This window comes from Segatella copri, from assembly GCF_026015295.1.
Lineage (GTDB): Bacteria > Bacteroidota > Bacteroidia > Bacteroidales > Bacteroidaceae > Prevotella > Prevotella copri_C.
In genome coordinates this window covers 74,839-98,496 of record NZ_JAPDUW010000001.1, presented here as the reverse complement: position 1 = coordinate 98,496, position 23,658 = coordinate 74,839, and the positions used below count along the sequence as shown (strand labels likewise).

Sequence of the window (23,658 nt, the reverse complement as noted above, 5' to 3'; positions counted from 1 at the left end):
ATAAGGGTTAAAGTTTAAAAAGATAGCTGATACTAAGCTCTATGTTCTGTCCATGGGTTGAATGTTCTGCCCAGTTATAGTCATTACGCTCTGTCTTGATGGTAGTGTTCAATCCGTGAAAGTAACGTAAATCTAAAGCCCAGTGGTTGCCAATTTCATAACCAAAGCCACCACCAACGGCAATATCTGGCTGCCCCGTCAGTTTCTCCTTCATCAAACGTTCCGTCTCAGCTACAGTAGCAAAATGATAGTTTGCAAACTTATTGTCTTCTTGATTACTCTCGTAAGATATGCCCTTGCCATTAAGATTGGCTCCCGCACGCCCTCCAATTGAGATATTAAAGCCTTTGCGCCAAGGATAAATCTTCAGCAGAGCAGATACACCAATGTAATTATAACGAGGTGTAACCTTATAGTTTAACTCCTTATCATCATTATAGACAAGCTGTGATGCCTTCTGCCAATAGCTAAATCCACCTTCAACACCAATGATGGAACCATCAACATGATACTGGGCAAATACACTAACTGTTGGAGTAAACTGCCACTTGTCTTTGAAATTGTAATTGGAATAATAGTCTTCAGGAACAAGGATTTTATCCATTCCTGTGTTGACAGACATTCCACAACCTAAACGGACACCTAACCGGATAGGTGAAACCTGCGCTGACATGTTTCCTCCAGAAAGGAATAATACTGAAAATATAGCTGTATTCAAAACTGTCTTCATCATACTTATACACTGTGGTTACATATTGTTAAAATGAGGCAAAAATACAAAAAAGAAAGAAAACTATTCCGTAAATCATCATATGCATGGGCATTTTTGGCAAAAGCAAATGTACTGATGAAAAGTATCAAGATTACCTTCCAGCGTAAAGTCGTCGTTGCAACACGCTCCCAGTGTCCAATAGGATTTCTGTGCATAATGTTTTTTTCATATTTTTGCTACTATTATTAAATGTTAACTACACTCGAAGAGTGTTGTTATGTTTGTTTACTTGGGAAAATATCAAATAGTAATTTTACCAGTGGCAATCCATTACTCACTTTAAATGCGTAGAATGATTATGCCACTATATCGGTATGGTATATCCAACACTGTATTTATGCAATGCGAATAGTCCAACGTATTTCCATTTATATCACATAGGAATAATTGAACTTCAACTCCCACGTCACTGGAAATCTCTATTTGACGTAGTTCGTCATCATAATATACATCAATAGAATTTCTCAAAGGAGAACGGCATATCGTTGTACTACCAACCACATTACCTGTTTGCCATTTTTCCATAGCGACCCTGCTTTTCTCAGCATGGACTTGAAGACACCCGATAAAAATGAAAACTCCTACGAGTAAGTGTAACTTTTTCATTTTATTATTTTTGATTGATATTTAATTTGCATTGTTAATCATATAAAAGTAACCAATGTTGCCCCAATTATATAATTTTTTCTAAAAACGCACTTGGCACATATGCCGTCACAACAGTTACCAAGTCATCTACAACAACCCCAACTCTCTGTTGCCCTTGCCACCTTGCAACTTTACCAACCACTCCCTTAAACGCGCCATCAACAATCTTTACTAACTGACCTTTCTCGAACTTCTGTACTTTTTCTATTGATACGATAGTATTATCCGTATTGGCAGCACAGATAATTTTTAGACTTTCCATTTGGTAATTAGGAACTATCAAAGGTCTTTTGTCAATTCTGCGACCAACGTGGACGTGACGATAATAAAAACGAAGGAAAGGGAGGTTTACGTTGTCGTAAACAAAAGTTTTGAGTTGTTCTTCTGTACCATAGGCGAAGAATATATTGGGTAAACGTGACTCGGTAACAACTTTGCGCTTACCTTTTATTAGTTTTACCGTTTTGATGGTAGGATAGAAAGCCGTGATGCCTTTGGCTGTCATATAGTCGTATGCCTTTCTCTCTCTACCATAAGTAGTACGTAAGGCATACCAATGAAGTATTTCTTCCTCTTTTTGTACTTTAGGCTTACTTGCTATATGTGCATTTCTAGTGGACACCCCTGTTTGTGAACTCTCAGCAGAAACAGTGCTTTGAGCTTCGGGGAGGACGTTGAAGGTAAGTCCAGCGCAAGGAGGGAATTCCCCACCTCCTGAGGTGTGTACATCTTCTGATGTCCATTCATCGATTTTCATATCGGTGCTAACTTTTTTCTAGACAGAAATCCGTTAAAGAGCGACAAAAAAAAGACGTGGAATCGTCCTGTTGTCTATTCAACTCTCTGAGGCTCTAGCAATTGCCTATTTGGGTTGAGCAGACAACGTCAGAGCCCACGCCGATATGAAAATCATTACCGCAAAAAGACCATATAATACATTAGACTACACCCAAAAGGGTACTATCCATACTTACAGGTCTCCACGAGATTGACATAATCACACCCGGGACATCTACCATTGGCTACGTTCAAGACCAAAATTACGGTGAACTTGCTAAATTTACATAGAGTATTAAACACAGCGTCGATAAAACGCCTTCCAAAATGTCTGGATTGCCTTCCCACCCAATGCCCGCTTTCGTATAGATATGTCATGGTTGACTTTACTACACTCAGCACGGCGTAGGCTACCCGACTCGGTTATCATGAAAGAACTCGTCTTACAGCGACAACTGCGGTCTGGCTATACAATCCGACTGCAAAAATACGAAAATTTATTGAGAAAAGACAAGAAATGGCAGAAAATATAAATACGACGTTGTAAATTTAAGACTATTTAAGCCGAATCGCTTTAATATCTCAGAAATTTTGTATAAACAAATGCTGTTTTTCATTACTGAGCCCACTTTAAAAAGTAAGGCTTGTTTTAAATATTTATATTTCACGAAAATAATCTCTGATTTATGCTGTTATCTGGAATATTTTTCGTATCTTTACACCATCAATCAAACAGAATGACTATGTTTAAAAAGACAGATCCGAATCCTCAGTTAGATATATTCACGGCTCCCTCAATGCAGTTAGGAAGTCGTGCTTCAAAGAAGTATTCTGACCCCAACGCATGGCATAACCAGTTCTATAGCCTCGTGACAACCAAGATTAACGAGGAGATATTCAAGCCTTTGTTCCCAGAAGGCAAGAAGTGCGGCCGCCCAAATGCCTCCATTCGTATTCTCGTAGCTATGTCTGCCTTGAAGGAGGGCTCCGGTTGTAGTGATGAGGATCTGTTCGAGAAGTGCGAGTTTGACCTTCTTACCAGGAAGGCGGCGCCTTAATGGTTCTAAATCAATCTAAAAAAGTGAAATCAGTATTTTCCTATCTCATCCTGTGCCTTCTTCAAAGCGCGGATTCTTTCCTCCTTCTCTACTCGCTTCTTCACTTCCTTCTCTATCATGTCTTCTAAGATCTGGTTTAGTGGACGGGAGAAAGGATGCCAACCGTAATCGGCGTTCTCCTTCGTGTGACAGAACAACACCGTGCCAATACCCATCCATACCTTCAGGCGAACCTCCTCGCTAGCATAATGGGTGAAAATCCAATTGGTAAAACGAACAAACTCGGAGAGCAACATATGCTCGCCCTTGTTCAAATGAGTGAAGAAACTGCGAGTCAGGTGAAACGCTTTCTTGATGTCACTCTTCTTCAACACCCAGGCACGCATGCCTTCGGTCAACTCATGATAAATCGCCTTCTCTGAATAAATGTGCTTGGCAGACTTCACTAACCGGTTTGACAACTTGTCGAAACGCTGCTCAGCAGTCTTCGACGAAATCTCAGCCGCGAGCTTCAACTTCTCATCGGCAAAAAGAAGGAATTTCTTTTTTCCATTCCTAAATCTTTTAAATTAAATTAATACTTAAATTATTTGTTTTTACCACAATGTGGTAATTTTCGATTTCCTCTATCGCCCTTTTGTCGTATCTTTGCTGACAGTTACCGAATGGTGAACAGCGGGGTGAACACTTGCCCCAAGCATTCACCTTTTCGGCTCAGGGGTGAACCCTAATAAAAAGAACTTTGTATATACAGCGCATGCTAGAAATATAAGAGTCTATATTATAATGGGTTATATAGTGTTTTTAACACATTATTAACGCTAAAGGTTGGCATCGGGGTTCACCCTTCACCGACTTCATCGCCAAGTGTTCACCCACACTCTTACTTAGAGAACGTTGGAAACGACTGAATAGTATATAACAACAACAATTTTAAAACGAAATGGAAAAAGAATCAAACACCAACTGTATGAATGGGACAGCTACGATGCCATCGTACTTCCCTTGTATCAAATCTTCGGAGAGCCATCCACTCGCCGACTGGTTGTATCTCAAGAGCATGATTACCTCTAGCCCTGAGCTGCGAATGATGACCGAGACTTACCGCAAGCGTCTCGCCATCAGCAAGCAGTTTGCCGACCAGTACAAGCCTGAGATGCCTGCCATCACGGTTTCGGCACTCATGAACGGCTACGGCAGACAACTTGCCGACTTCCTCAAACCTACCTACATGTTCCAGCTCGACTTCGACCATGTGAAGAAGGAAGATATGGAGCAGCTTATCCAACTGGTGAGAGGCGACAATCATACGATGGTAGAGTATATCACCGTGAGCGGCAGGGGATTCAGAGTATTCTGCGCCTACCATCCTGTAGATGACGACGACATCAGCGTGCTCGAACTCTTCGATGCCGTGCTGCAGAAGGCGATGGCTTACTACACCCAGCTCCTGGGTATCGCTCCCGACAAGCAGTGTGTAGACATCACCCGATGCGCCGGTCTTTCCTACGACCCGGATGCCTATTTCCGTTGGGATGCCGAGCCTTTTGTCTTGGGACCGAAGGATCTGAACCCCCTCTACACGAAGAAGGCATTGCAGGCGAAGTATTCTGCCAGGCGAAACGCCAAGGGAGGTAAGCGAAGCAGCAAGGTGAAAGAGGAGGCGAAGTCAAGCGACAAGGGTGCGCCTACCATCGAGGAGGCAGCTTCCCATATCAAGGAACTGCTCGACCTGTGGGGCTATCGGTTCGAGCCTGAGCATCACAACGAGTACGTATGGCACTTTGCCGACATCTGCATCTACTATGGCATCCCGCAGGAAGAAGTTCTGACCTACGCCGACCGTGAGTTTGGCACCAGCTACGAAGATACGGCTTCTGTCATCAAGTCTCGCTACAAGCATCTGAACAAGTTTGGTATCTGGCATTTCTATCGCCATGGCGAGGGGCGCAGCGCCAAGCCATCGGTAAGGGGCATCAAGCAGTGGCTGCTCACCCACTATCTGTTCCGCCGAAACGTGCTGACGGGATTTTACGAGGTGGAGAGCCGCTTCGTTTTAGACGGCAAGTATCCTGACTGGGTACGCATCGACGACAATATCGAGAACTCCATCTGGAGCGAGATGGACGAGTCGGGACTGCATCTCTCGGAGAAGACCTTGCACAACATCATCAACAGCGACTTCAGCGAGCCGTTCGACCCCTTGGACGATTACCTGCGCAGTCTGCCGAAATGGAAGAAGGGAGAGGATCCCGACTACATCGACCAGCTCGCCGACCGCATCGAGGTGGAGAACCTGCCCGACAACGAGCATACGCAGAGCCTCTTCCGCTATTTCTTCAAGAAGTGGCTGGTAGCGATGGTGGTGGCGTGGGTAACGCTGAAGGTGGTGAACCAGATGATACTCATCTTCGTGGGCAAGGGCGGCATCTTCAAGACCACGTTCTTCCACATGCTGTTGCCCCCACAGTTGCGCCAGTACTTCCTCAACGACTCGACGGGTGCCTATACCGACAAGGACTTCATGGAGGCTTTCAGCAGCAAGGCTCTGCTCTGTCTCGACGAGTTTGAGATGGTATTCGGCAAGAACCTGAGCGCCTTCAAGAGCAACATGACCAAGGTGACATTCTCCATACGCCGACCTTACGACAAGTACCGTTCGGAGATGCCCCACCGCGGATCGCTCTGCGGCACCACCAACAGCCAGCAGTTCATCACCGACGAGGAGAACCGCCGCTACTGTCCGTGGCTGGTAAAGAGCATCGAGAGTCCGATAGAGCACCCGATAGACTACGACCACGTGTTTGCCGAGGCAGTAGCACTGGGCCAGGAGGTGATGAGCCATCCTAAGGGCGAGCCCCTGGAGTGGACATACTGGTTGACGAGGGATGACATCGAGCTGATGCGCAGTCACAACCGCCTCTTCATGGTAGCCAACTATGCCGAGGAGCAGATACTCCGTTACTACCGGGTGCCGGAGCCAGATACGCCGCTACAGTTTATCAAGTTCCGCTACAGTGCTGAGATACTGGAGAGGATAGGTGTGAACCCTGCCCTTCGCCAGAACCTGAACAACCAGAACATCGGTAACGTGATGAAGCGTCTTGGATTCAAGAAGATTCACAAGAAGAACGGCAACGGCTGGGCTGTGATAGAGAAGGAAGGTAGCGAAATCAACAACGATGCCTTCATCGATCCTAACGATACCGTGGAGGATTAAGTATCTTGGTTACGACCACTAAGTATCATGGTTACGACCACTAAGTATCATGGTTACGATAGCTAAGTATCATAGTTACGAAGCATAACCCTAATAGATATTTCTCTGCACGCGAATTACGTACTGTTTTTACTGAACATGAATTTCTTATTGTTTTTTCGGAACACGAATTACTTATTGGGTTTACTGAACACGAATTTCTTATTGTTTTTTCTGAACACGAATTAAACGAATTAAACGAATAAGTTGCTTCAGAACGAAAGATTCGTGAGATTCGAGAGATTCGTGTTCAAAATTCAACATTCAACACTCAACATTCAACATTATAGAAAATGGATTTACGAAGTTACACCAAGCAGGAGTTAGCCCTGCTCTATTTTCCGGATTCCGACCCGGACGTGGCAAGAGCCCATCTGATGAGATGGATAGTAAGATGCACCCAGCTCTACGAGCAGTTGCAGAAGAGTGGATACAACAAGAGCTGCAAGGAGTTCAATCCTCTGCAAGTATCCTATATTTTCTTCCATTTGGGAGAACCCTGATATTTATCAGTGATAATCGGTGAGTATCGGTGAGCAACAATGAGCATCGGTGAGTTGGGAAAATGAAATGTTGTATCTTTGCATTGTGATTCAGAAAGAGTCTCCCACAGATCTCACAGATTTGCACAGATTTTCTTCGTTGCAAGCAACGGTACTCACTAAGGCTCACAGCAAAGACTCCGCGAGGAGTCAAAAATCTGTGAAAATCTGTGTAATCTGTGGGAAAACAAAACCTCCGCGAGGAGTCAAAGATTCGTTCGATTCGTGAGATTCGTGTTCAAGAATCAGGCACTGCGCAGCGCCCATTCAACATTCAACATTCAACACTTAAAACTTTAAAACTTATGTTGCTTTACGTACTAAAACTAAATCAGAACGCCAAGATGCCAGAGGCATACGGCAAGTATTACGCCTATCCAGTCATCACTCAGACGGTAGACATCGACGGCCTGGCCGAACACATGGCTAGCCACAACACTCCTTTCTCTAAGGGAGCCATCAAGGGCATGATTACCGATATGGTATCGTGCATCAAGGAACTCACCTTGCAGGGTTTCGCTGTGAAGATTGACGACCTCGCCATCTTCTCCATCGGCATCCGCAACAAGGAGGGAGCCGCCTCAGAGAAGGAGTTCACCATCGCCAAGAACATCGACGGTTTCCGTCTCCGTGCTCGTGGCACCGGTGAGTTTAGCGCCAAGACCATCAACCTCGAAGCTACGCTGAAGAAGGCCTCTGCTCTGTTAGGTGATGGCACCACCCCGGATACCACCCCGGATCCTGGGAAGGATACCGGAAAGGATACCGGAAAGGATACCCCTGGTGGTGACAACACCGACCAGGGCGGTAGCGGAACCACTGGAGAAGGAGGAGGCGACGGCTTAGAGTAGCCCTATCCACCTCGCATCTGAAACAAGAGAAAGCGCATCGGCAGGATGCAGTCCGGAGTAATCCGAGGGCCCCATCAGGAATGAGTTCATCACTCACCATTCAACATTGTCAATTCATCGCCCTGAACGGATACTTGCTCATCCTGCCCGCTTCCTTCTTAGTCTCCCACAGATCTCACAGATTTACACAGATAATTCTTCGTTGCAAGCAACAGTCTTATACTCATCAGGTCTCACTGCAAAAAACTCCGAAGGAGTCTATAATCTGTGAAAATCTGTGTAATCTGTGGGAAAATTAAACATTAATCACTAATCACTAACAACAATGAAAAAAGAAACAATCCAGAAAGTCATCAACTTCGTCATCACCGTCCTCACTGCCGTCCTCAGCTCCTTCTGTGTGCAGAGCTGCAAGTGATATTTTAGTTCTCCCACAGATCTCACGGATATACACAGATAATCTTGTTGCAAGCAACAGTTATCACCAAACCTCAATGGAAAAACTCCGAAGGAGTCAAAAATCTGTGAAAATCTGTGTAATCTGTGGGAGACAATTATTAACCTTTAAAATCCATAGAATCCAATGAAGAATCAAAGAAAAATCGATTTGATCGTGGTACATTGCAGTGCCACACGTATTAACCAGGACTTCCCAGTAGAAGCCTTAGAAGCCTGCCACAAGGCCCGTGGTTTCCATTCCATCGGTTACCACTATTACATTACGAAGGATGGCGTGGTCTATCCCTGCCGTCCAGAAAGCGAGGAGGGCGCTCACGCCCGCCACTACAACGCCCATAGCATCGGTATCTGCTACGAGGGTGGTCTCGACGAGAAAGGCAAGCCTGCCGACACTCGCACTCCAGCCCAAAAAGCATCTCTGGAAGACCTCCTCTACAGTCTCGTCCTCGACTATCCCGATGCCGAGATCCTAGGTCATCGCGACCTCCCCTGGGTTCGAAAGAGCTGTCCTTGCTTCAATGTCAAGGAATGGCTGAAGGAAATCGACTTCCATCTCTAGAAAGCCCAAACAGATTCCAGAGATTCGTGCTATTCGAGTTATTCGTGTTCAAAATCATCCCAGCTTGTAGCAATACAGGTTGGGATTTTTTCGTTCTCAAAAATAAGAATACCCGTTGCTTGCAACAAAAAAGATCCGTGAGATCCGTGTGCGAAAATTCAAGTTTCTGCTTATCGTAAATCAATCCTCGCTGAGGAGTTTCTTGATTTCCTCATCGGTCTTGGTGAGTTTGTCTTTACAGAGTTTCACCAAGGTTTTGGCACGTTTCAACTGCTCGGAGAGCTGATCAATATCGAGTTCATCATTCTCCATTCTTTCTACGATTTCTTCAAGCTCTCTTACGGCTTGTTCGTATTTCATTTCTTCTTTTTCCATTTTTTATTTTTGTTTTGGAGTTAACAGTGGATATTTTAAAGCTTTTGCCCTTACAGGGCGACAAGATTGCGTCCTTTATTACCCAGGGCGATGCCCTGGGCTAGGAGCTTCTGCCCCTTCAGGGCGTGTGAAGCTCAACGTTAGGGCGTCTGGAGCTAGATTGCTATAAACTATTAACTATAAATTATAAACTATTATTCAACTTTTGCCTTCACGCTGCCCTCAGCCAACCTCGTTTCGATGATGTCGCCAGACTTCAGTTGCGAGGCAGAGCGGATGCTTTTTCCATCTTTCAGCGTGATGCTGTAGCCACGTTTCAGCAACAATTCGGGGTCTTGTGCCTGGATGCGCTGGGAAAGAAGCTGCAGACGATGACTCTCGTTGAGCATCTTCCTTTCCAATATCGGCTGAATATTCTGAGAAAGAATCTCGAAATGGCGCTGGGCTTCCGATAGTTTCGACTGGACATTTGTGCTTAAACGGCTCATCAAGCGGTCGAGATAGGCTCCCTGCTTCGTCTTCACCAGCGAAAACTGAACAGGAATCGTGTTGCTCAATCTGTCGAGCCTCATCTTCTCCACCTGCAGACGGTGCTTCACATTCTGCACGATAGCCTCCTGCGCATTCACCACACGGGCATAAACCTCGGTAAGATGATTGACAAGGAAGGCGGCAGCGGCTGTCGGTGTCTTTACACGCTGGAAAGAAATCATATCCAGCACACTCTCGTCCCTTTCATGTCCTATTCCCGTGATGATAGGCAGCGGGAAGTTCGCCACATTCTCAGCAAGCGCCAGGGTGTCGAAACCCGAGAGATCGCTCGTAGCGCCACCGCCTCGAATGATGACTACACAGTCAAACTGTTCCCATTCGGCATTGATACTGTCGAGAGCAGCAATCACGCTCTGCTCTACCCCCTCGCCCTGCATCGTAGCCGGAAAGAGGCGGGTTTGAAACTGCAGACCATAATCGTTATCGGCAAGCTGGTTGCAGAAATCACCATAACCTGCTGCCGTTGCACTGGAAATGACGGCGATGCGCTGGCAGAACATCGGGAGCGCCAACTCCTTCTGCAGTTCAAAGACGCCCTCTGCTTTCAGCGTATTGATGATTTCCAGCCGCTTGCGCGCCATATCGCCCATCGTATAGTTAGGGTCAATATCATCTACTATCCAGGAGAAGCCATAGTTCTCATGAAACTGCGCGTGTACCTTGAGCAGCACTTTCATTCCGGCATGAATGCGCTGTCCGGTGATGCGCTCAAAATTCGGTTTGATGGACATCCATCGGTTTCGCCAGCAGGAGGCATGCGCCTTGGCAATGGGCGTATTAGACCGCTCATCCTTCTCGATGAGTTCCAGATAGCAGTGCCCGCCGTAGCCCTCGCGAGCTTCGGAGAGTTCCGCTTCCACCCAATAGCTGTCGGGCAAGGACATCGAAATGACGTCACGGACCATGGAGTTTAATTCAAAAAGTGATAATCGAAGTCGTTCCATGCTGTTTACTGTTTAAAGATTACAGTTTATAGTTGAAAGTTTATAGCTAGCAGAGCAAGTTTGCCCTATTAACTATAAACTATCAACTATTAACTACTTAATCGCTTTCCCCGTCTGATAAGCCTTCCAGAAATCAGGCACACCATATCCGAATACATTATCGGGATGATGCTGATTATTACCAGCCAATCTCACGAGTTTCATAATCTGCTTAGCCGTCTTCTGAGGCAAAGCCTGCCAGAGACACGCTACCATTCCGGCGATGAGCGGAGATGAGAAAGACGTTCCGTTATCATTGATGATATTTCCACGGCCCGTAATCACACAGGTAGGACTTCCGTAAGCCATCACATCAGGCTTGATTCTGCCGTCAGCAGTAGGTCCCACGGCACTGAAAGCCGCATTCTCGCCCATTTCGTTTACGCTGCCCACGGTAAGGATATTGCGTGCATCGGCAGGGAAATTGATTTTCTTCCAACTTCCCATTCCGTCGTTTCCTGCAGAATTGACACAGATGATTCCCTTGTCAGCACACATCGAAGCGGTGCGGGAGATGAGGGTAGAATTGCCGTCCTGCTCATAATAATGATGGTTGGTAGACGCATCATCGAAGCCATGATAGCCTAACGAAGAGTTGATGACATCCACGCCACAACTGTCAGCATATTCAGCCGCAAAAGCCCAGTAATCCTCTTCTGCCAGACTCTCTGTGCGCTCATCTTCACAGCGCACCAGCAGATATTGAGCCTCAGGCGCCACTCCCACGAATCTTTCGGGTTCGTTGGCAGCCATCGTAGAAAGCACCATCGTTCCATGCTCCATCTCGGCGAAAACATTCTTGGATTGAGGAACCACAAAGTCCCTAACGCCCGCCAATCTGATATTATGCAGCGCCGGAATCTTATCCACATTCATGAATCCGCCGTCGAAGACAGCAATCATCATTCCCTTGCCCAGATGTCCGGCAGCATGAAGCCGCTTGCCGTTGAGCGACTGGATCTGCGCATCGGCAGCACCATATTCGCCTACTCCACCAGTCCAATCGTTCAATCCCCTGCGAACGCTACTTCTGACGCGCTGACTGACAGAATCGGGAGCAGAGAAGACCTTCATTTTCCGGGTGATGAAATCGAGATCATCCAGTTTCCGTAGTTCCTTCTCCTTATGAATACGGACCAGCAGGGTATTGTTCCACTTGCTCTTGCCCACAATCTCGATGCCAGCCTCGCTTACAGCCTGCTCATAAGCAGGAGCCACAGGCAAATCGGTAACATCGATGGGCAGATTCTGTCTCTTTCTGCGCTCTATGGAACGGGGAGAGAGAAAATCTGCCGGGCGACTTACCGAAAAGGGAGTGTGACTGAGGTCTTTGTCTCTGAGATAAAGACGATACATCATACACTTGCCTCCCGGATACGACACCATATCGGTTTCGGCGATGCGGGGCAACCGCATCAGTTGCTCAAAATTGCTAACCCTGTCTTCGCGAGCAAACAAAGAAAGAGCGGTCATTAAAAATGCATAAAGCATCAAAAATTTTTTCATCATTATATCGGTAGTCCGGTTTGTTATTGTTGTTGCTGCAATATTTCTGTATTGCATTTGTTAATGAGTTGAATTGTTTATTCTGAAGTGCAAAAGTACAGAAATTGTACGAAAACACCAAAGGAAAAGGGAAGTTTTTATCATGAAATGCAAGTTTTTCTCATATATATAATAAGGTATCAGATATTTTTTGTACTTTTGCAGACAAGTAGCCGCTGCAATTGCATTCTGAAAGAAGCTGGGCGAGCGGCTATGAGGCAAAAACAGATATAAATGGAAAATAAACAAGCGACATTAGAATTAGGAACCAAGCCGGTGGGCAAGCTGCTCGTTCAGTATGCCTTGCCAGCTATGATTGCGATGACCGCCGCCTCACTCTACAACATCGTTGACCGAGTATTCATCGGTCAGGGTGTGGGAGCCATGGCCATCTCAGGTCTCGCCATCACCTTCCCCTTCATGAACCTCACCGCTGCCTTCGGAGCCGGTGTGGGCGTAGGAGCGTCTACTGCCATCAGCGTGAAGTTGGGACAAAAAGACTATGCCACAGCGCAAAACATTCTGGGTAACACGATTTCTCTGAATCTCATCATCGGTATCGGACTGAGCATCATCTGTCTGCTCTTCCTCGACCCTATCCTGAGATTCTTCGGAGCCAGCGACCAGACGCTCATCTATGCCCATGAGTATATGGTCATCATCCTGTTGGGCAATGTGGTGAGCCACATGTATTTCGGTATGAATGCCCTGCTCCGAGCCGCGAGCAAACCCAAACAGGCGATGTACGCCACCATCTTCACGGTGGTGATGAACGTGATACTGGATGCCCTCTTCATCCTCGTTTTCAAATGGGGAATACAGGGTGCCGCCATCGCCACCATCCTATCGCAGCTGATGGCGCTGATGTGGCAGTTTAAGCTCTTCAGCAACAAGAGCGAGCTGCTCCACTTCAAGAAAGGCATCTACAGACTGAAGAAGAAACTCGTGGATAATATCCTTGCCATCGGCATTTCGCCTTTTCTGATGAACGTGTGCGCCTGCATCATCGTCATCTTCATCAACAACCAGCTGGTGCGTTTCGGAGGCGACCTCTCCGTGGGTGCCTACGGAATAGCCAACGGTATTGCGATGGTGTTCATCATGTTCGTATTCGGCGTAAACCAGGGAATGCAGCCTATCGCCGGCTACAATTACGGAGCCCAGAAACTGGACCGTCTGATGCGCGTACTGAATCTGAGCATCATTGCCGCCACCGCCATCATGGTAACGGGCTGGCTGATAGCGATGTTCCTGCCTTACTACTGCGCACGACTGTTTACAACCGATAAGCAACTGATAGACTTGGGTATTAAGGCGATCAGAGTGGTGATGTTCTGCTTCCCGGTCATCGGATTCCAGATGGTCATTACCAACTTTTTCCAGTGCATCGGAAAGGTGAAGATCAGTATCTTCCTCTCCTTGTCGAGACAGTTGCTCATCCTTCTGCCGCTCCTGGCTTTCCTGCCGATGATATGGGACATTGATGGAGTATGGTACAGTATGCCTATCTCCGACTTCTCGGCAGCAGTCATTGCTGCCATCGTAATGTCATGGTACATGAACAAGTTGAAAAGACAACATAAAGAAAACATGAAAGTTAGTGATTAGTGATTAATGATTAACGGTTTTACTATTCATAAAGTTCAATGTTCAAATCTCAAAGTTCAAAGTAAATGGAAAAGATTATCATAAACGTGGGTCGCCAGATAGGTAGCGGCGGCCATATCATCGCCGAGAAGCTGGCGGAGGATTTCGGTTGCAAATGTTACGACCGTGAGCTGCTGAACCTTGCCGCCAAGGAGAGTGGATTCTCTGAGAAATTCTTCGAGCAGAACGATGAGCAGAAGGGATTCTTCAAGTCTCTCTTCCATACCCATCTGCCCTTCCTGAGCGATAATAATTTCTATCACAACGACTTCTCGCAGGAAGGTCTGTACAAGTTCCAGAGCGATGCCATCAGAAAGGCTGCCGATGAGGGCAACTGCGTGTTTGTGGGCAGAACCGCCGACTATGTGCTGCGTGATTACAAGAACGTGATCAACATCTTCATCACCGCCAACATCGACGACCGCATCAAGGCAGTATGCAAGCGAAAGAACATCGACAGAGCCAGCGCCCGCAAGTTCATCGAAAGCCACGAGGAACAGCGCGCCTCTTACTACGATTACTATACAGGCAAGAAGTGGGGACACAGCGAGAGCTACGACCTCTGCATCAACAGCAGCCATCTGGGAATCGAAGAAACAGAGAAGTTTATCGCAGAATTTATCAGAAAGAAGTTCGGACTTAGTGATTAATTAGTAGGGATTAATTTTAGGGACATAAAATATTAAACATCATATAAATGAAGAAGATTATGCTTTTGGGCTCAGGCGAACTGGGCAAAGAATTTACCATCGCCGCAAAGCGAGCAGGACAGTACGTCATCGCTTGCGACAAGTATGACAATGCACCAGCCATGCAGGTAGCCGACGAGCGAGAAGTGTTCTCGATGCTCGATGGCGACGCATTGACCGCAGTGGTAGAGAAACATCACCCAGACATCATCGTGCCTGAGATTGAAGCTATCCGCACCGAGCGACTCTTCGACTTCGAGAAGGAGGGCATCCAGATTGTGCCTTCTGCACGTGCCGTAAACTACACCATGAACCGCCGTGCCATCCGCGATCTTGCCGCCAAGGAACTGGGTCTGCGCACCGCCAAGTATTTCTATGCCAAGACCTTCGAGGAGTTTAAGAACGCTGCCGATGAAATCGGTTTCCCATGCGTAGTGAAACCTCTGATGAGTTCAAGCGGACATGGTCAGAGCTATGTTCACAACGATGATGAACTGAAGGAGGCTTACAAGGAAGCAATGGAAGAAGGTCGTGGCGACGTGAAGGAAGTGATTATCGAGGAATTTATCGACTTCGATTCTGAGTTCACCCTGCTCACCGTCACCCAGAAAGACGGTCCTACCCTCTTCTGTCCACCTATCGGCCACGTACAGAAGGGCGGCGACTACCGCGAGAGCTGGCAGCCATTCCAGATTCCAGAGGAGGCTTTGAAGAAGGCTGAGCACATTGCCGGCGAAGTAACCAAGGCATTGACAGGTGCCGGTCTCTGGGGCGTAGAGTTCTTCCTGAGCAAGCAGGGCGAGGTTATCTTCTCAGAATTGAGTCCTCGTCCACACGATACAGGTATGGTAACCCTCGGTCACACCACCAACCTGAGCGAGTTTGAGCTCCACTTCCGTGCCGTGATGGGCTTGCCTATCGCCGGAATCCATCTGGAGCACATCGGCTGTTCTGCCGTCATCCTCTCGCCAGAGGAAAGCACCGAGCCATTAAACTACAATATGCTCGATGCGCTGAAGGAAGACCATACCCGCATCCGTATCTTCGGCAAGCCAGAGGCTCACGTAGGCCGCCGCATGGGCGTCGTACTCTGCTACGGCGAGAAGGGCGATGACCTCAACCAGCTTCGCGACAAGGCAAAGCGTCTGGCAAAGACTGTATTGGGAACCGACCCATACATGAAGAAATAGACATGAAAGAATTAGGAAGAATTATCACATTACCCAAGATATTCGACCCAAGAGGCAACCTGACAGTGGCAGAGGGAGAGACGCATATTCCCTTTGCCATTGCCCGTACCTACTGGACCTATGATGTTCCGGGCGGAGAAAGTCGCGGTGGCCATGCTCACAAGGAATGCCAGGAATTCATCATAGCAGCCAGCGGTTCCTTTTCGGTAACACTGGATAATGGAGAACAGAAGAAGACCTATCATCTCAACCACCCTTGGGAGGGACTGTTCGTAGATGTCAATATCTGGCGAACACTGGATGATTTCTCTTCCGGCTCATTGTGTCTGGTTCTGGCTTCCCAAAAGTTTAAGGAAGAAGACTACATACGCGAATATGACGAATACCTCAGATATGCAAGACATCATGTTTGAAATCATCAAATACACCCCCGAATATCGCCAGCAATGGGATGAGTATGTGGCAAAAGCCCGAAACGCTACGTTTCTCTTTTACCGCAACTATATGGATTACCATTCCGATAGGTTCAAGGACTATTCTCTCCTATTCTTCAAGAAGGGAAAGCTTCATTCCATCCTGCCAGCCCATCAGGTAGGCAAGACCCTCTGCTCACATTTCGGACTCACCTATGGCGGACTGATCATGAACATCCACGTCACGATTTCAGATGTCTGCCAACTCTTTGAGGAATTGAATGTCTATCTGCGCCTTCAGGGTTTCGAGAAGGTACAGTATCGTCCTATTCCCTGGATCTATCATCTCCATCCTTCAGAAGAAGATCTCTATGCCATCTTCTGGAAATGCAAGGCTCATCTTTCGCTCCGTAATATCGGCACAACCATCTTCATGCAGCAGAAATTGCGCTGGCGCAAAGACCACCTGCGCCGCCTGAAGAAGGCTCATCAGAATGGAGTGACCGTAGTGAGAGATGCAAGCCTGTCGGAATTCTGGGAGGTATTGAATGAGAACCTGGAAAAGCGATTTGGTGCCAAACCGGTACACACGCTTCAGGAAATGGAACTTCTGAAAAGCCGATTCCCCGAGAATATCATCCAATACAATGCTTATCGCAACGGGCACATTATAGGAGGCCTCACCTTTTATATTACCCAGCAAGTGGTACACGGACAATATAGTTCTACCAACGATGAGGGAAAGGAATTCGGAGCCATGGAGGCTATCTACGAACAGATTATGTATCATGATTACCCCGATTATCCCTATCTGGACTTCGGCAGTTCTACGGAACAGCAGGGAGCCTGGATCAACGAAGGCCTCATCGCCCACAAGGAAGGTTATGGAGGAAGAGGCGTGGTTTACGACACCTATGAATGGACAGTATAAAGAGAAATCCCGAAGTTCACACGATAGTGAGCTTCGGGATTTCTGCCTTTTACAAGAGTATAACTGTCACACCACGAGCAGCTTGCGCACCCATAACCAGAGCCTGCTCGATATCGGCAGTCTTGGAAGGACCACTGATGAAAGTACCGAAATTGTACTTCGGATCCATCTCAATACGGGCATAAGCCTCATGCATATTGTTCACAATCTTCTCTTTTTCGAGGAATATCACAAGGTATTCCGAGATGAAAAGCACCGCTTTCTCCTTCATGGTCTGAGGAATCCAGATGCAGCCATTCTCGGCAACACCTACTTCACCACGAACAATACCCACATCAGTACCATTCAGGTCATTAGCCTCAGCCACGGTATCAGGATTCTTCTGGGCAATCGTGATTTCTGGCAGATGAGAGGCAAAGACCTTGGCTTCCGGATAAGCCTTCTTCACCAGCTCATCCAGACTCTCACCCTCCTTCGCCTCTATCACGTGGCCACCTACCGATTCCGTCATCTCAATAAACTGTTTCAGCGTATCCTCATACTGGATACCTTTCACATCTACGGCAGGCATATCGAATTGAACGTGCGTATTCTTACGCAACTTGTTCAGGAAATCTTCTTTCTTCATTGAACTTTGAAATTTGAACTTTGAACTTTATGATTAGCCACTACTTCACCTTTCCTTCTTTCCAAAGCTGGTGGAAACTCTTCTTTGCAAACTCAGGCATGGCGTGGCCGATGCCCCAGGCATTCCAATTGCTGAAGTGCGTACAGCATTCAGGAATCAGGTTGGCGAGTGGCGCAAACTTCAGGGCTGTGGTGTAGAGCACAGGACGGTCGAAGAGATACTTCATACCATTCGACATCGCCTTCTTGACAGGATCAGCCTTACCCAACTTCTCCAGACTCTGGCGCCAGACATAAATCTGAGAACCCGGTCCTACCTTGGAAGGACAGACATTATCGCATGACAAGCACAAAGTACATGCCGAAACATTATCGCTGTACTTCTGAGGATTCTTCAGCATACCCAGGTTCACACCTACAGGACCCGGAATGAAATAGGTGTAGCTGTAACCGCCTGAACGACGATAAACCGGACAGGTATTCATGCAGGCACCGCAGCGCATACACTTCAACGTCTGCCAGTGGTCCTTATCAGCAAGGATGTCGCTTCTGCCGTTATCCACTAATACCACATGCATCTCGGCACCCGGACGAGCCTGGCGGAAATGAGAAGTGAAGGCGGTGGTAGGCTGACCGGTTCCGCAGCGGCAAAGCAGGCGCTGGAACACAGCCAATGACTTATAATCAGGAACCAGTTTCTCAATACCCATCGCTACGATATGGAGCTTAGGCATGGAAGTAGTCATATCCGCATTACCCTCGTTGGTGCAAACCACGCAATCGCCGGTAGCAGCCACACCGAAGTTACATCCGGTCATACCTGCTCCGGCTTCCATAAACTGGTCGCGGAGATGATGACGGGCACAGCGGGTCAGGTAAGTAGGATCATAGTTGCCGATTTCCTTGGAGATACCCTTCTCCTCGAACATCTTACCTACCTCCTCACGCTTCAGGTGGATGGCAGGCATCACGATATGGCTAGGCTTCTGATGCAAGAGCTGGATGATGCGCTCACCCAGGTCGGTCTCCACCACGTCAATGCCGTGCTGCTCCAGATAAGGATTCATCTCGCACTCCTCGGTGAGCATCGACTTCGACTTCACCATCTTCTTCACGTTATGATCCTTCAGGATACCGAGCACAATCTCATTAAACTCCTGTGCATCCTTTGCCCAGTGAACCTTCACCCCACGGCTCTCCAGATTCTTGGAAAACATATCGAGGTAATCGGCGAGATGGGTAATCGTATGCATCTTGATTTCAGACGCATGCTCGCGGAGATCTTCCCACTCAGGAAGTTCCTGCGCCATTTTATCTCTCTTCTGACGAACAGACCAGAAGGTAGCGTCGTGCCAGGTGGTCTTCTCTACGTTCTGCGTAAACTTCGCAGCTCTCTTGGAATGTTCTGTACTCATAGTCCTGCAGCTAATATTTGAACAACATGAATAAACTTGATCGGCATATTCTCTTTCTTGGCGATTCCAGCCATGTGCATCAGACAGGAAGAATCCGGTCCGGTAACAAACTCAGCGCCTGTAGCCATGTGGCGCTTGATCTTGTCCTCGCCCATACGGGTAGAAACGGCAGGTTCCTCAATAGAGAACATACCGCCAAATCCGCAACACTCATCCTTGCGCTCCGGTTCGTGGATGGTAATGCCTTCCACCATATTTAAAAGGTCGATAATCTTGTTGAAAGGCTTGATGTGGCGCTCAGAAGGAGATGACAATCCCAGTTCGCGCACACCGTGACAACTGTTGTGTACACTCACCACATGCGGGAACTTGCCCGGCACATGATCCACCTTCAGCACATCGTGAAGGAACTCCACAACATCCATGATTTTCTTTGAGGAAATACACTCGTGCTTACCCTCAAGGATTTTAGGATAATACACCTTTACGTAAGCGGCACATGAGGCAGAAGGAGCTACGATATAATCGTAATCCTTGAACAGTTCATCAAATGTCTCTATGACCTTCTCCGACTTGTACTGAAAACCGGCATTAGCCATTGGCTGGCCGCAGCAAGTCTGTTTTTCGGGATAACCCACGTCTAGTCCGTAATGCTTAAGCAACTTGTATGTAGCCACACCCGCTTCAGGGTAAAGGGCATCCACATAACAAGGGACGAATAATCCGACTTTCATTGTTGTTATATTTATCTTGTTTGCTATTTTTTATTCTTTTTCTACATGACTAAAAGCCGCTGCAAAAGTAACAAAATAATTGCAAAAATACGACATTCTAGAGAAGAAATAATAATAATTGATGTTATTTAACTGTAAAGATTTGCAGAAAATTTGGAATAATCAAATAAATAGCGTAACTTTGCATCTAGAAATAGTGTGTCTACCATTTGTGAACTAACACAAATACAGTTTAGTTGCTAAAAACATAAATAACAAGACATATAAAGAACAAACTTATAGTTATATTTAATGATGAAGAAACAGCTTAAGAAAGTCCTCGTTCTGGGTTCCGGTGCTTTGAAGATCGGCCAGGCAGGTGAGTTTGACTATTCCGGTTCGCAGGCTCTCAAGGCTTTGCGCGAGGAGGGTATTAGTTCCGTCCTCATTAATCCAAACGTTGCTACAATTCAGACAAGTGAAGGTATTGCTGACAAGGTTTATTTCTTGCCGGTGACACCTTTTTTTGTAACTGAAATTATCAAGAAGGAGCGCCCAGACGGCATCATGCTGGCTTGGGGTGGACAGACGGGTTTGAACGTCGGTACAGAACTTTACCTCAACGGTGTGCTCAAGGAGTACGGTGTAGATGTGTTGGGTACTTCGGTAGAGGCTATCATGAACACAGAAGACCGCGACCTCTTCGTAAAGGAGCTTAACAAGGTTGACCTCAAGGTTCCTGTAAGCCACGCTTGCGAGAACATGGAGGAGGCTGTGGCTGCGGCACGCAACATCGGCTACCCTATCATGATCCGTTCTGCCTATGCGCTGGGAGGTCTCGGTTCTGGTGTCTGCAAAACCGAAGAGGAGTTTAAGGAGATTGCTGAATCTGCCTTCACTTTCGCACCTCAGGTGCTTGTTGAGGAGAGCCTGAAGGGATGGAAGGAGATTGAGTTTGAGTGCATCCGTGATGCTAACGACCGTTGCTTCACCGTTGCCTCTATGGAAAACTTCGACCCACTCGGAATCCATACAGGTGAATCTATCGTTGTGGCTCCAACCTGTTCTCTTACCGATGAGCAGGTGAAGATGTTGCAGGACATCGCCGTGAAGTGCGTCCGTCACCTCAACATCGTGGGTGAGTGCAACATCCAGTATGCTTTCAACGCTGAGACCAACGACTACCGTATCATCGAGATCAATGCTCGCTTGAGCCGTTCTTCTGCCCTCGCATCTAAGGCTACCGGTTATCCGCTCGCTTTCGTTGCTGCCAAGATTGCCCTCGGTTATACGCTCGACCAGATTGGTGAGATGGGTACTTCTAACTCAGCTTATGTAGCTCCATCACTCGACTATATGATCTGTAAGATTCCTCGTTGGGACCTTACCAAGTTTGCCGGTGTAAGCCGCAAGATTGGTTCTTCCATGAAGTCTGTAGGCGAAATCATGTCTATCGGCCGTTCTTTCGAGGAGATGCTCCAGAAGGGTCTCCGTATGATTGGTCAGGGAATGCACGGTTTCGTTGGCAACGACCACACCAAGTTTGATAACCTGGATGAGGAGCTTTCTAACCCTACCGACCTCCGTATCTTCGCCATCGCTCAGGCTTTGGAGGAAGGTTACACCATCGAGCGCATCGAGGAGTTGACCAAGATTGATCCTTGGTTCATCGAGCGCATGAAGAATATCGTAGATTACAAGCACAAGCTTTCTGAATATAATACTCTGGAGGAGATTCCTGCCGAGGTATTGCGCGAGGCTAAGGTATTGGGCTTCTCTGACTTCCAGATTGGCCGCTTCGTATTGAAGACTCAGAACACCAACATGGAGAAGGAGGTGCTGGCTGTTCGTGCCCAGCGTAAGAAGCTGAACATTCTGCCAGCCGTGAAGCGCATCCCTACTGTGGCAAGCGAGCATCCTGACCTCACCAACTATCTCTACATGACTTACGACGTAGAGGGTTACGACATCAACTACTACAAGAACGAGAAGTCAGTCATCGTTCTCGGTTCGGGTGCTTACCGCATCGGTTCTTCTGTAGAGTTCGACTGGTGTTCAGTAAACGCCATCAATACAACCCGCAAGTTGGGTTACAAGTCAATCATGATCAACTACAACCCGGAGACCGTATCTACCGACTACGATATGTGCGACCGTCTCTACTTCGATGAGCTTTCATTCGAGCGTGTACTCGATGTCATCGACCTGGAGTCACCACGTGGCGTGATTGTTTCCGTAGGTGGTCAGATTCCAAACAACCTGGCTATGAAACTCCATCGCCAGTCTGTGCCAATTCTGGGTACATCTCCTGTGAACATCGACCGTGCCGAGAACCGCGGTAAGTTCTCTGCCATGCTCGATAAGTTGGGTATCGACCAGCCTAAATGGAGCGCCCTCACATCAATGGAGGATGTTCAGAAGTTCATCGACGAGGTAGGCTATCCTGTTCTCGTTCGTCCATCTTACGTTCTTTCCGGTGCAGCCATGAACGTTTGCCACGATGATGATGAGTTGCGTCGCTTCCTGGAGGCAGCTTCTGAGGTTTCTAAGGAGTACCCAGTGGTTATCTCCCAGTTCATGACAGAGACCAACGAGATTGAGTTCGATGGTGTTGCCCAGAACGGTGAGATTGTAGAGTATGGTATTTCAGAGCACGTAGAGTATGCAGGTGTTCACTCTGGTGACGCAACCATGACCTTCCCTGCCCAGCAGATTTCCTTCGCTACAGCCCGTCAGATCAAGAAAATTTCACGTGCCATCGCCAAGGAGCTCAACATCTCGGGTCCTTTCAATATCCAGTACCTGGCTAAGGGTCGTGATGTAAAGGTGATCGAGTGTAACCTCCGTGCATCCCGCTCATTCCCATTCGTGAGCAAGGTATTGAAGCGCAACTTCATCGAGACTGCTACACGCATCATGCTCGATGCTCCATATCAGAAACCGGATAAGTCTGCTTTCGATATCGACCGCATGGGTGTGAAGGCATCCCAGTTCTCATTCGCCCGCTTGCAGAACGCCGACCCAGTTTTGGGTGTAGATATGAGTTCTACCGGTGAGGTAGGTTGTATGGGTGATACTTTCGAGGAGGCATTGCTCAACTCTTTGATTGCTACCGGCTACAAGATTCCTTCTAAGGACAAGGGCATCATGCTTTCAAGCGGTGGTGCGAAGGAGAAGGCTTCTCTGCTCGATGCTGCCCAGGCGCTGGTGAAGAATGGTTACACCATCTATGCTACAGCCGGAACAGCGAAGTTCCTGAACGAGAACAACGTGAAGGCTACAGCCGTAGGATGGCCTGATGAGGACCACAAGGATCTTCCTAACGTGATGCAGATGATTGCCGACCACAAGTTCGACCTCATCGTCAACATCCCTAAGAATCATACCAAGCGTGAGTTGACAAATGGTTACAGAATCCGTCGTGGCGCCATCGACCACAACATTCCTCTGATCACCAATGCCCGTCTGGCTTCCGCCTTCATCGAGGCATTCTGCACATTGAGCCAGGACCAGCTTCAGATTAAGAGCTGGCAGGAGTACGAGTAATCGCACGCGGATTTATACGAACACGCCCTGAAAGGGCAGAAGCTCCTAGCCCAGGGCAACACCCTGGGTTAGATAACAATCAGCAAGGTCGCCCTGAAAGGGCAAAA

General features: G+C 47.5%; 21 protein-coding genes. 12 read left to right on the top strand and 9 right to left on the bottom strand.

All coding sequences use genetic code 11. The features are described 5' to 3' along the window. Positions 1 to 7: 7 nt before the first annotated feature. Together ONT18_RS00365 and ONT18_RS00360 are read right to left on the bottom strand one after the other, a co-directional pair. A complete protein-coding gene (locus ONT18_RS00365) occupies positions 8 to 673 on the bottom strand; it encodes a PorT family protein (RefSeq protein WP_264903543.1) in 666 nt (221 codons plus the stop codon). 772 nt (positions 674 to 1,445) lie between these two features. Further along, the gene (locus ONT18_RS00360; protein WP_264903542.1) at positions 1,446 to 2,177 is read right to left on the bottom strand and encodes a UpxY family transcription antiterminator; all 732 of its coding nucleotides are present in this window, start codon (positions 2,175 to 2,177) and stop codon (positions 1,446 to 1,448) included. 763 nt (positions 2,178 to 2,940) lie between these two features. On the opposite strand from ONT18_RS00360, the gene ONT18_RS00355 reads away from it, so the two are divergent. Beyond that, complete coding sequence (locus ONT18_RS00355; RefSeq protein ID WP_264903541.1) at positions 2,941 to 3,255, top strand: hypothetical protein; 315 nt, start codon at positions 2,941 to 2,943, stop codon at positions 3,253 to 3,255. A 29-nt stretch (positions 3,256 to 3,284) separates the two neighbouring features. Here the strand turns inward: ONT18_RS00355 and ONT18_RS00350 are convergent, their stop codons facing one another. Beyond that, positions 3,285 to 3,770: a hypothetical protein gene (locus tag ONT18_RS00350; protein WP_264903540.1), complete on the bottom strand. Its 486-nt coding sequence runs from the start codon at positions 3,768 to 3,770 to the stop codon at positions 3,285 to 3,287. A gap of 428 nt (positions 3,771 to 4,198) precedes the next feature. Between ONT18_RS00350 and ONT18_RS00345 the strand changes: the two genes are divergently transcribed. From ONT18_RS00345 to ONT18_RS00325, 5 genes are all read left to right on the top strand, one after another. Continuing rightward, the gene (locus ONT18_RS00345) at positions 4,199 to 6,475 is read left to right on the top strand and encodes a BT4734/BF3469 family protein (protein ID WP_264903539.1); all 2,277 of its coding nucleotides are present in this window, start codon (positions 4,199 to 4,201) and stop codon (positions 6,473 to 6,475) included. A 332-nt stretch (positions 6,476 to 6,807) separates the two neighbouring features. Beyond that, positions 6,808 to 7,017 carry a DUF4248 domain-containing protein gene (locus ONT18_RS00340; RefSeq protein WP_117727236.1) on the top strand — a complete coding sequence of 70 codons (210 nt, stop codon included), beginning with the start codon at positions 6,808 to 6,810 and terminating at the stop codon, positions 7,015 to 7,017. Positions 7,018 to 7,361: 344 nt separating this feature from the next. Then, on the top strand, positions 7,362 to 7,907 hold the full coding sequence (locus ONT18_RS00335) for a DNA-binding protein (RefSeq protein WP_264903538.1): 546 nt from the start codon (positions 7,362 to 7,364) through the stop codon (positions 7,905 to 7,907). Positions 7,908 to 8,232: 325 nt separating this feature from the next. Further along, complete coding sequence (locus ONT18_RS00330) at positions 8,233 to 8,325, top strand: smalltalk protein (protein ID WP_153073602.1); 93 nt, start codon at positions 8,233 to 8,235, stop codon at positions 8,323 to 8,325. Between the two features lie 165 nt (positions 8,326 to 8,490). Continuing rightward, positions 8,491 to 8,925 (top strand): N-acetylmuramoyl-L-alanine amidase, encoded by a 435-nt coding sequence (locus ONT18_RS00325; protein WP_264903537.1) that lies wholly within the window; start codon positions 8,491 to 8,493, stop codon positions 8,923 to 8,925. A gap of 180 nt (positions 8,926 to 9,105) precedes the next feature. Here the strand turns inward: ONT18_RS00325 and xseB are convergent, their stop codons facing one another. From xseB to ONT18_RS00310, 3 genes are all read right to left on the bottom strand, one after another. Then, positions 9,106 to 9,300 carry an exodeoxyribonuclease VII small subunit gene (xseB, locus tag ONT18_RS00320; RefSeq protein WP_006847759.1) on the bottom strand — a complete coding sequence of 65 codons (195 nt, stop codon included), beginning with the start codon at positions 9,298 to 9,300 and terminating at the stop codon, positions 9,106 to 9,108. A gap of 194 nt (positions 9,301 to 9,494) precedes the next feature. Then, complete coding sequence (gene xseA / locus ONT18_RS00315; RefSeq protein ID WP_264903536.1) at positions 9,495 to 10,796, bottom strand: exodeoxyribonuclease VII large subunit; 1,302 nt, start codon at positions 10,794 to 10,796, stop codon at positions 9,495 to 9,497. 93 nt (positions 10,797 to 10,889) lie between these two features. Further along, positions 10,890 to 12,341, bottom strand: a complete 1,452-nt coding sequence (locus ONT18_RS00310) for a S8 family peptidase (RefSeq protein WP_437183696.1) — start codon at positions 12,339 to 12,341, stop codon at positions 10,890 to 10,892. A gap of 273 nt (positions 12,342 to 12,614) precedes the next feature. Between ONT18_RS00310 and ONT18_RS00305 the strand changes: the two genes are divergently transcribed. From ONT18_RS00305 to ONT18_RS00285, 5 genes are all read left to right on the top strand, one after another. Beyond that, entirely contained in the window at positions 12,615 to 13,988 is a 1,374-nt protein-coding gene (locus ONT18_RS00305; RefSeq protein WP_264903535.1) for an MATE family efflux transporter, read from the top strand. A 65-nt stretch (positions 13,989 to 14,053) separates the two neighbouring features. Further along, positions 14,054 to 14,677: an AAA family ATPase gene (locus ONT18_RS00300; RefSeq protein WP_118190039.1), complete on the top strand. Its 624-nt coding sequence runs from the start codon at positions 14,054 to 14,056 to the stop codon at positions 14,675 to 14,677. A gap of 47 nt (positions 14,678 to 14,724) precedes the next feature. After that, a complete protein-coding gene (purT, locus tag ONT18_RS00295; protein WP_117694418.1) occupies positions 14,725 to 15,906 on the top strand; it encodes a formate-dependent phosphoribosylglycinamide formyltransferase in 1,182 nt (393 codons plus the stop codon). A 2-nt stretch (positions 15,907 to 15,908) separates the two neighbouring features. Next, positions 15,909 to 16,319 carry a sugar 3,4-ketoisomerase gene (locus tag ONT18_RS00290; protein WP_118190040.1) on the top strand — a complete coding sequence of 137 codons (411 nt, stop codon included), beginning with the start codon at positions 15,909 to 15,911 and terminating at the stop codon, positions 16,317 to 16,319. Further along, on the top strand, positions 16,282 to 17,250 hold the full coding sequence (locus ONT18_RS00285) for a GNAT family N-acetyltransferase (protein WP_264903534.1): 969 nt from the start codon (positions 16,282 to 16,284) through the stop codon (positions 17,248 to 17,250). Before ONT18_RS00290 ends, ONT18_RS00285 begins: the two co-directional genes overlap by 38 nt. Before the next feature lie 49 nt (positions 17,251 to 17,299). Here ONT18_RS00285 and ONT18_RS00280 read toward each other — a convergent pair whose 3' ends face one another. The 3 genes from ONT18_RS00280 to ONT18_RS00270 are packed head-to-tail and all read right to left on the bottom strand — an operon-like array spanning position 17,300 to position 20,026. Beyond that, positions 17,300 to 17,878: a LutC/YkgG family protein gene (locus ONT18_RS00280; protein ID WP_254971562.1), complete on the bottom strand. Its 579-nt coding sequence runs from the start codon at positions 17,876 to 17,878 to the stop codon at positions 17,300 to 17,302. A 40-nt stretch (positions 17,879 to 17,918) separates the two neighbouring features. Beyond that, positions 17,919 to 19,292, bottom strand: coding sequence for a lactate utilization protein B (locus tag ONT18_RS00275; protein ID WP_218458599.1), 1,374 nt, complete (start codon positions 19,290 to 19,292; stop codon positions 17,919 to 17,921). Then, positions 19,289 to 20,026 carry a (Fe-S)-binding protein gene (locus tag ONT18_RS00270; RefSeq protein WP_118153616.1) on the bottom strand — a complete coding sequence of 246 codons (738 nt, stop codon included), beginning with the start codon at positions 20,024 to 20,026 and terminating at the stop codon, positions 19,289 to 19,291. The genes ONT18_RS00275 and ONT18_RS00270 overlap by 4 nt, the downstream gene beginning before the upstream one ends. 294 nt (positions 20,027 to 20,320) lie before the next feature. On the opposite strand from ONT18_RS00270, the gene carB reads away from it, so the two are divergent. Next, entirely contained in the window at positions 20,321 to 23,551 is a 3,231-nt protein-coding gene (gene carB, locus ONT18_RS00265) for a carbamoyl-phosphate synthase (glutamine-hydrolyzing) large subunit (RefSeq protein WP_264906754.1), read from the top strand. The last annotated feature ends 107 nt before the right edge of the window (positions 23,552 to 23,658 follow it).

Excerpts from the sequence above, each read along its gene's own strand:
- carB (WP_264906754.1), top strand. The coding sequence starts at position 20,321 with ATGAAGAAACAGCTTAAGAAAGTCCTCGTTCTGGGTTCCGGTGCTTTG.
- ONT18_RS00270 (WP_118153616.1), bottom strand. The coding sequence starts at position 20,026 with ATGAAAGTCGGATTATTCGTCCCTTGTTATGTGGATGCCCTTTACCCT.
- purT (WP_117694418.1), top strand. The coding sequence starts at position 14,725 with ATGAAGAAGATTATGCTTTTGGGCTCAGGCGAACTGGGCAAAGAATTT.
- ONT18_RS00355 (WP_264903541.1), top strand. The coding sequence starts at position 2,941 with ATGTTTAAAAAGACAGATCCGAATCCTCAGTTAGATATATTCACGGCT.
- ONT18_RS00360 (WP_264903542.1), bottom strand. The coding sequence starts at position 2,177 with ATGAAAATCGATGAATGGACATCAGAAGATGTACACACCTCAGGAGGT.
- ONT18_RS00305 (WP_264903535.1), top strand. The coding sequence starts at position 12,615 with ATGGAAAATAAACAAGCGACATTAGAATTAGGAACCAAGCCGGTGGGC.
- ONT18_RS00365 (WP_264903543.1), bottom strand. The coding sequence starts at position 673 with ATGTCAGCGCAGGTTTCACCTATCCGGTTAGGTGTCCGTTTAGGTTGT.
- ONT18_RS00325 (WP_264903537.1), top strand. The coding sequence starts at position 8,491 with ATGAAGAATCAAAGAAAAATCGATTTGATCGTGGTACATTGCAGTGCC.
- xseB (WP_006847759.1), bottom strand. The coding sequence starts at position 9,300 with ATGGAAAAAGAAGAAATGAAATACGAACAAGCCGTAAGAGAGCTTGAA.
- ONT18_RS00290 (WP_118190040.1), top strand. The coding sequence starts at position 15,909 with ATGAAAGAATTAGGAAGAATTATCACATTACCCAAGATATTCGACCCA.
- ONT18_RS00285 (WP_264903534.1), top strand. The coding sequence starts at position 16,282 with ATGACGAATACCTCAGATATGCAAGACATCATGTTTGAAATCATCAAA.
- ONT18_RS00275 (WP_218458599.1), bottom strand. The coding sequence starts at position 19,292 with ATGAGTACAGAACATTCCAAGAGAGCTGCGAAGTTTACGCAGAACGTA.
- ONT18_RS00280 (WP_254971562.1), bottom strand. The coding sequence starts at position 17,878 with ATGAAGAAAGAAGATTTCCTGAACAAGTTGCGTAAGAATACGCACGTT.
- ONT18_RS00340 (WP_117727236.1), top strand. The coding sequence starts at position 6,808 with ATGGATTTACGAAGTTACACCAAGCAGGAGTTAGCCCTGCTCTATTTT.
- xseA (WP_264903536.1), bottom strand. The coding sequence starts at position 10,796 with ATGGAACGACTTCGATTATCACTTTTTGAATTAAACTCCATGGTCCGT.
- ONT18_RS00335 (WP_264903538.1), top strand. The coding sequence starts at position 7,362 with ATGTTGCTTTACGTACTAAAACTAAATCAGAACGCCAAGATGCCAGAG.
- ONT18_RS00300 (WP_118190039.1), top strand. The coding sequence starts at position 14,054 with ATGGAAAAGATTATCATAAACGTGGGTCGCCAGATAGGTAGCGGCGGC.
- ONT18_RS00330 (WP_153073602.1), top strand. The coding sequence starts at position 8,233 with ATGAAAAAAGAAACAATCCAGAAAGTCATCAACTTCGTCATCACCGTC.
- ONT18_RS00345 (WP_264903539.1), top strand. The coding sequence starts at position 4,199 with ATGGAAAAAGAATCAAACACCAACTGTATGAATGGGACAGCTACGATG.
- ONT18_RS00310 (WP_437183696.1), bottom strand. The coding sequence starts at position 12,341 with ATGAAAAAATTTTTGATGCTTTATGCATTTTTAATGACCGCTCTTTCT.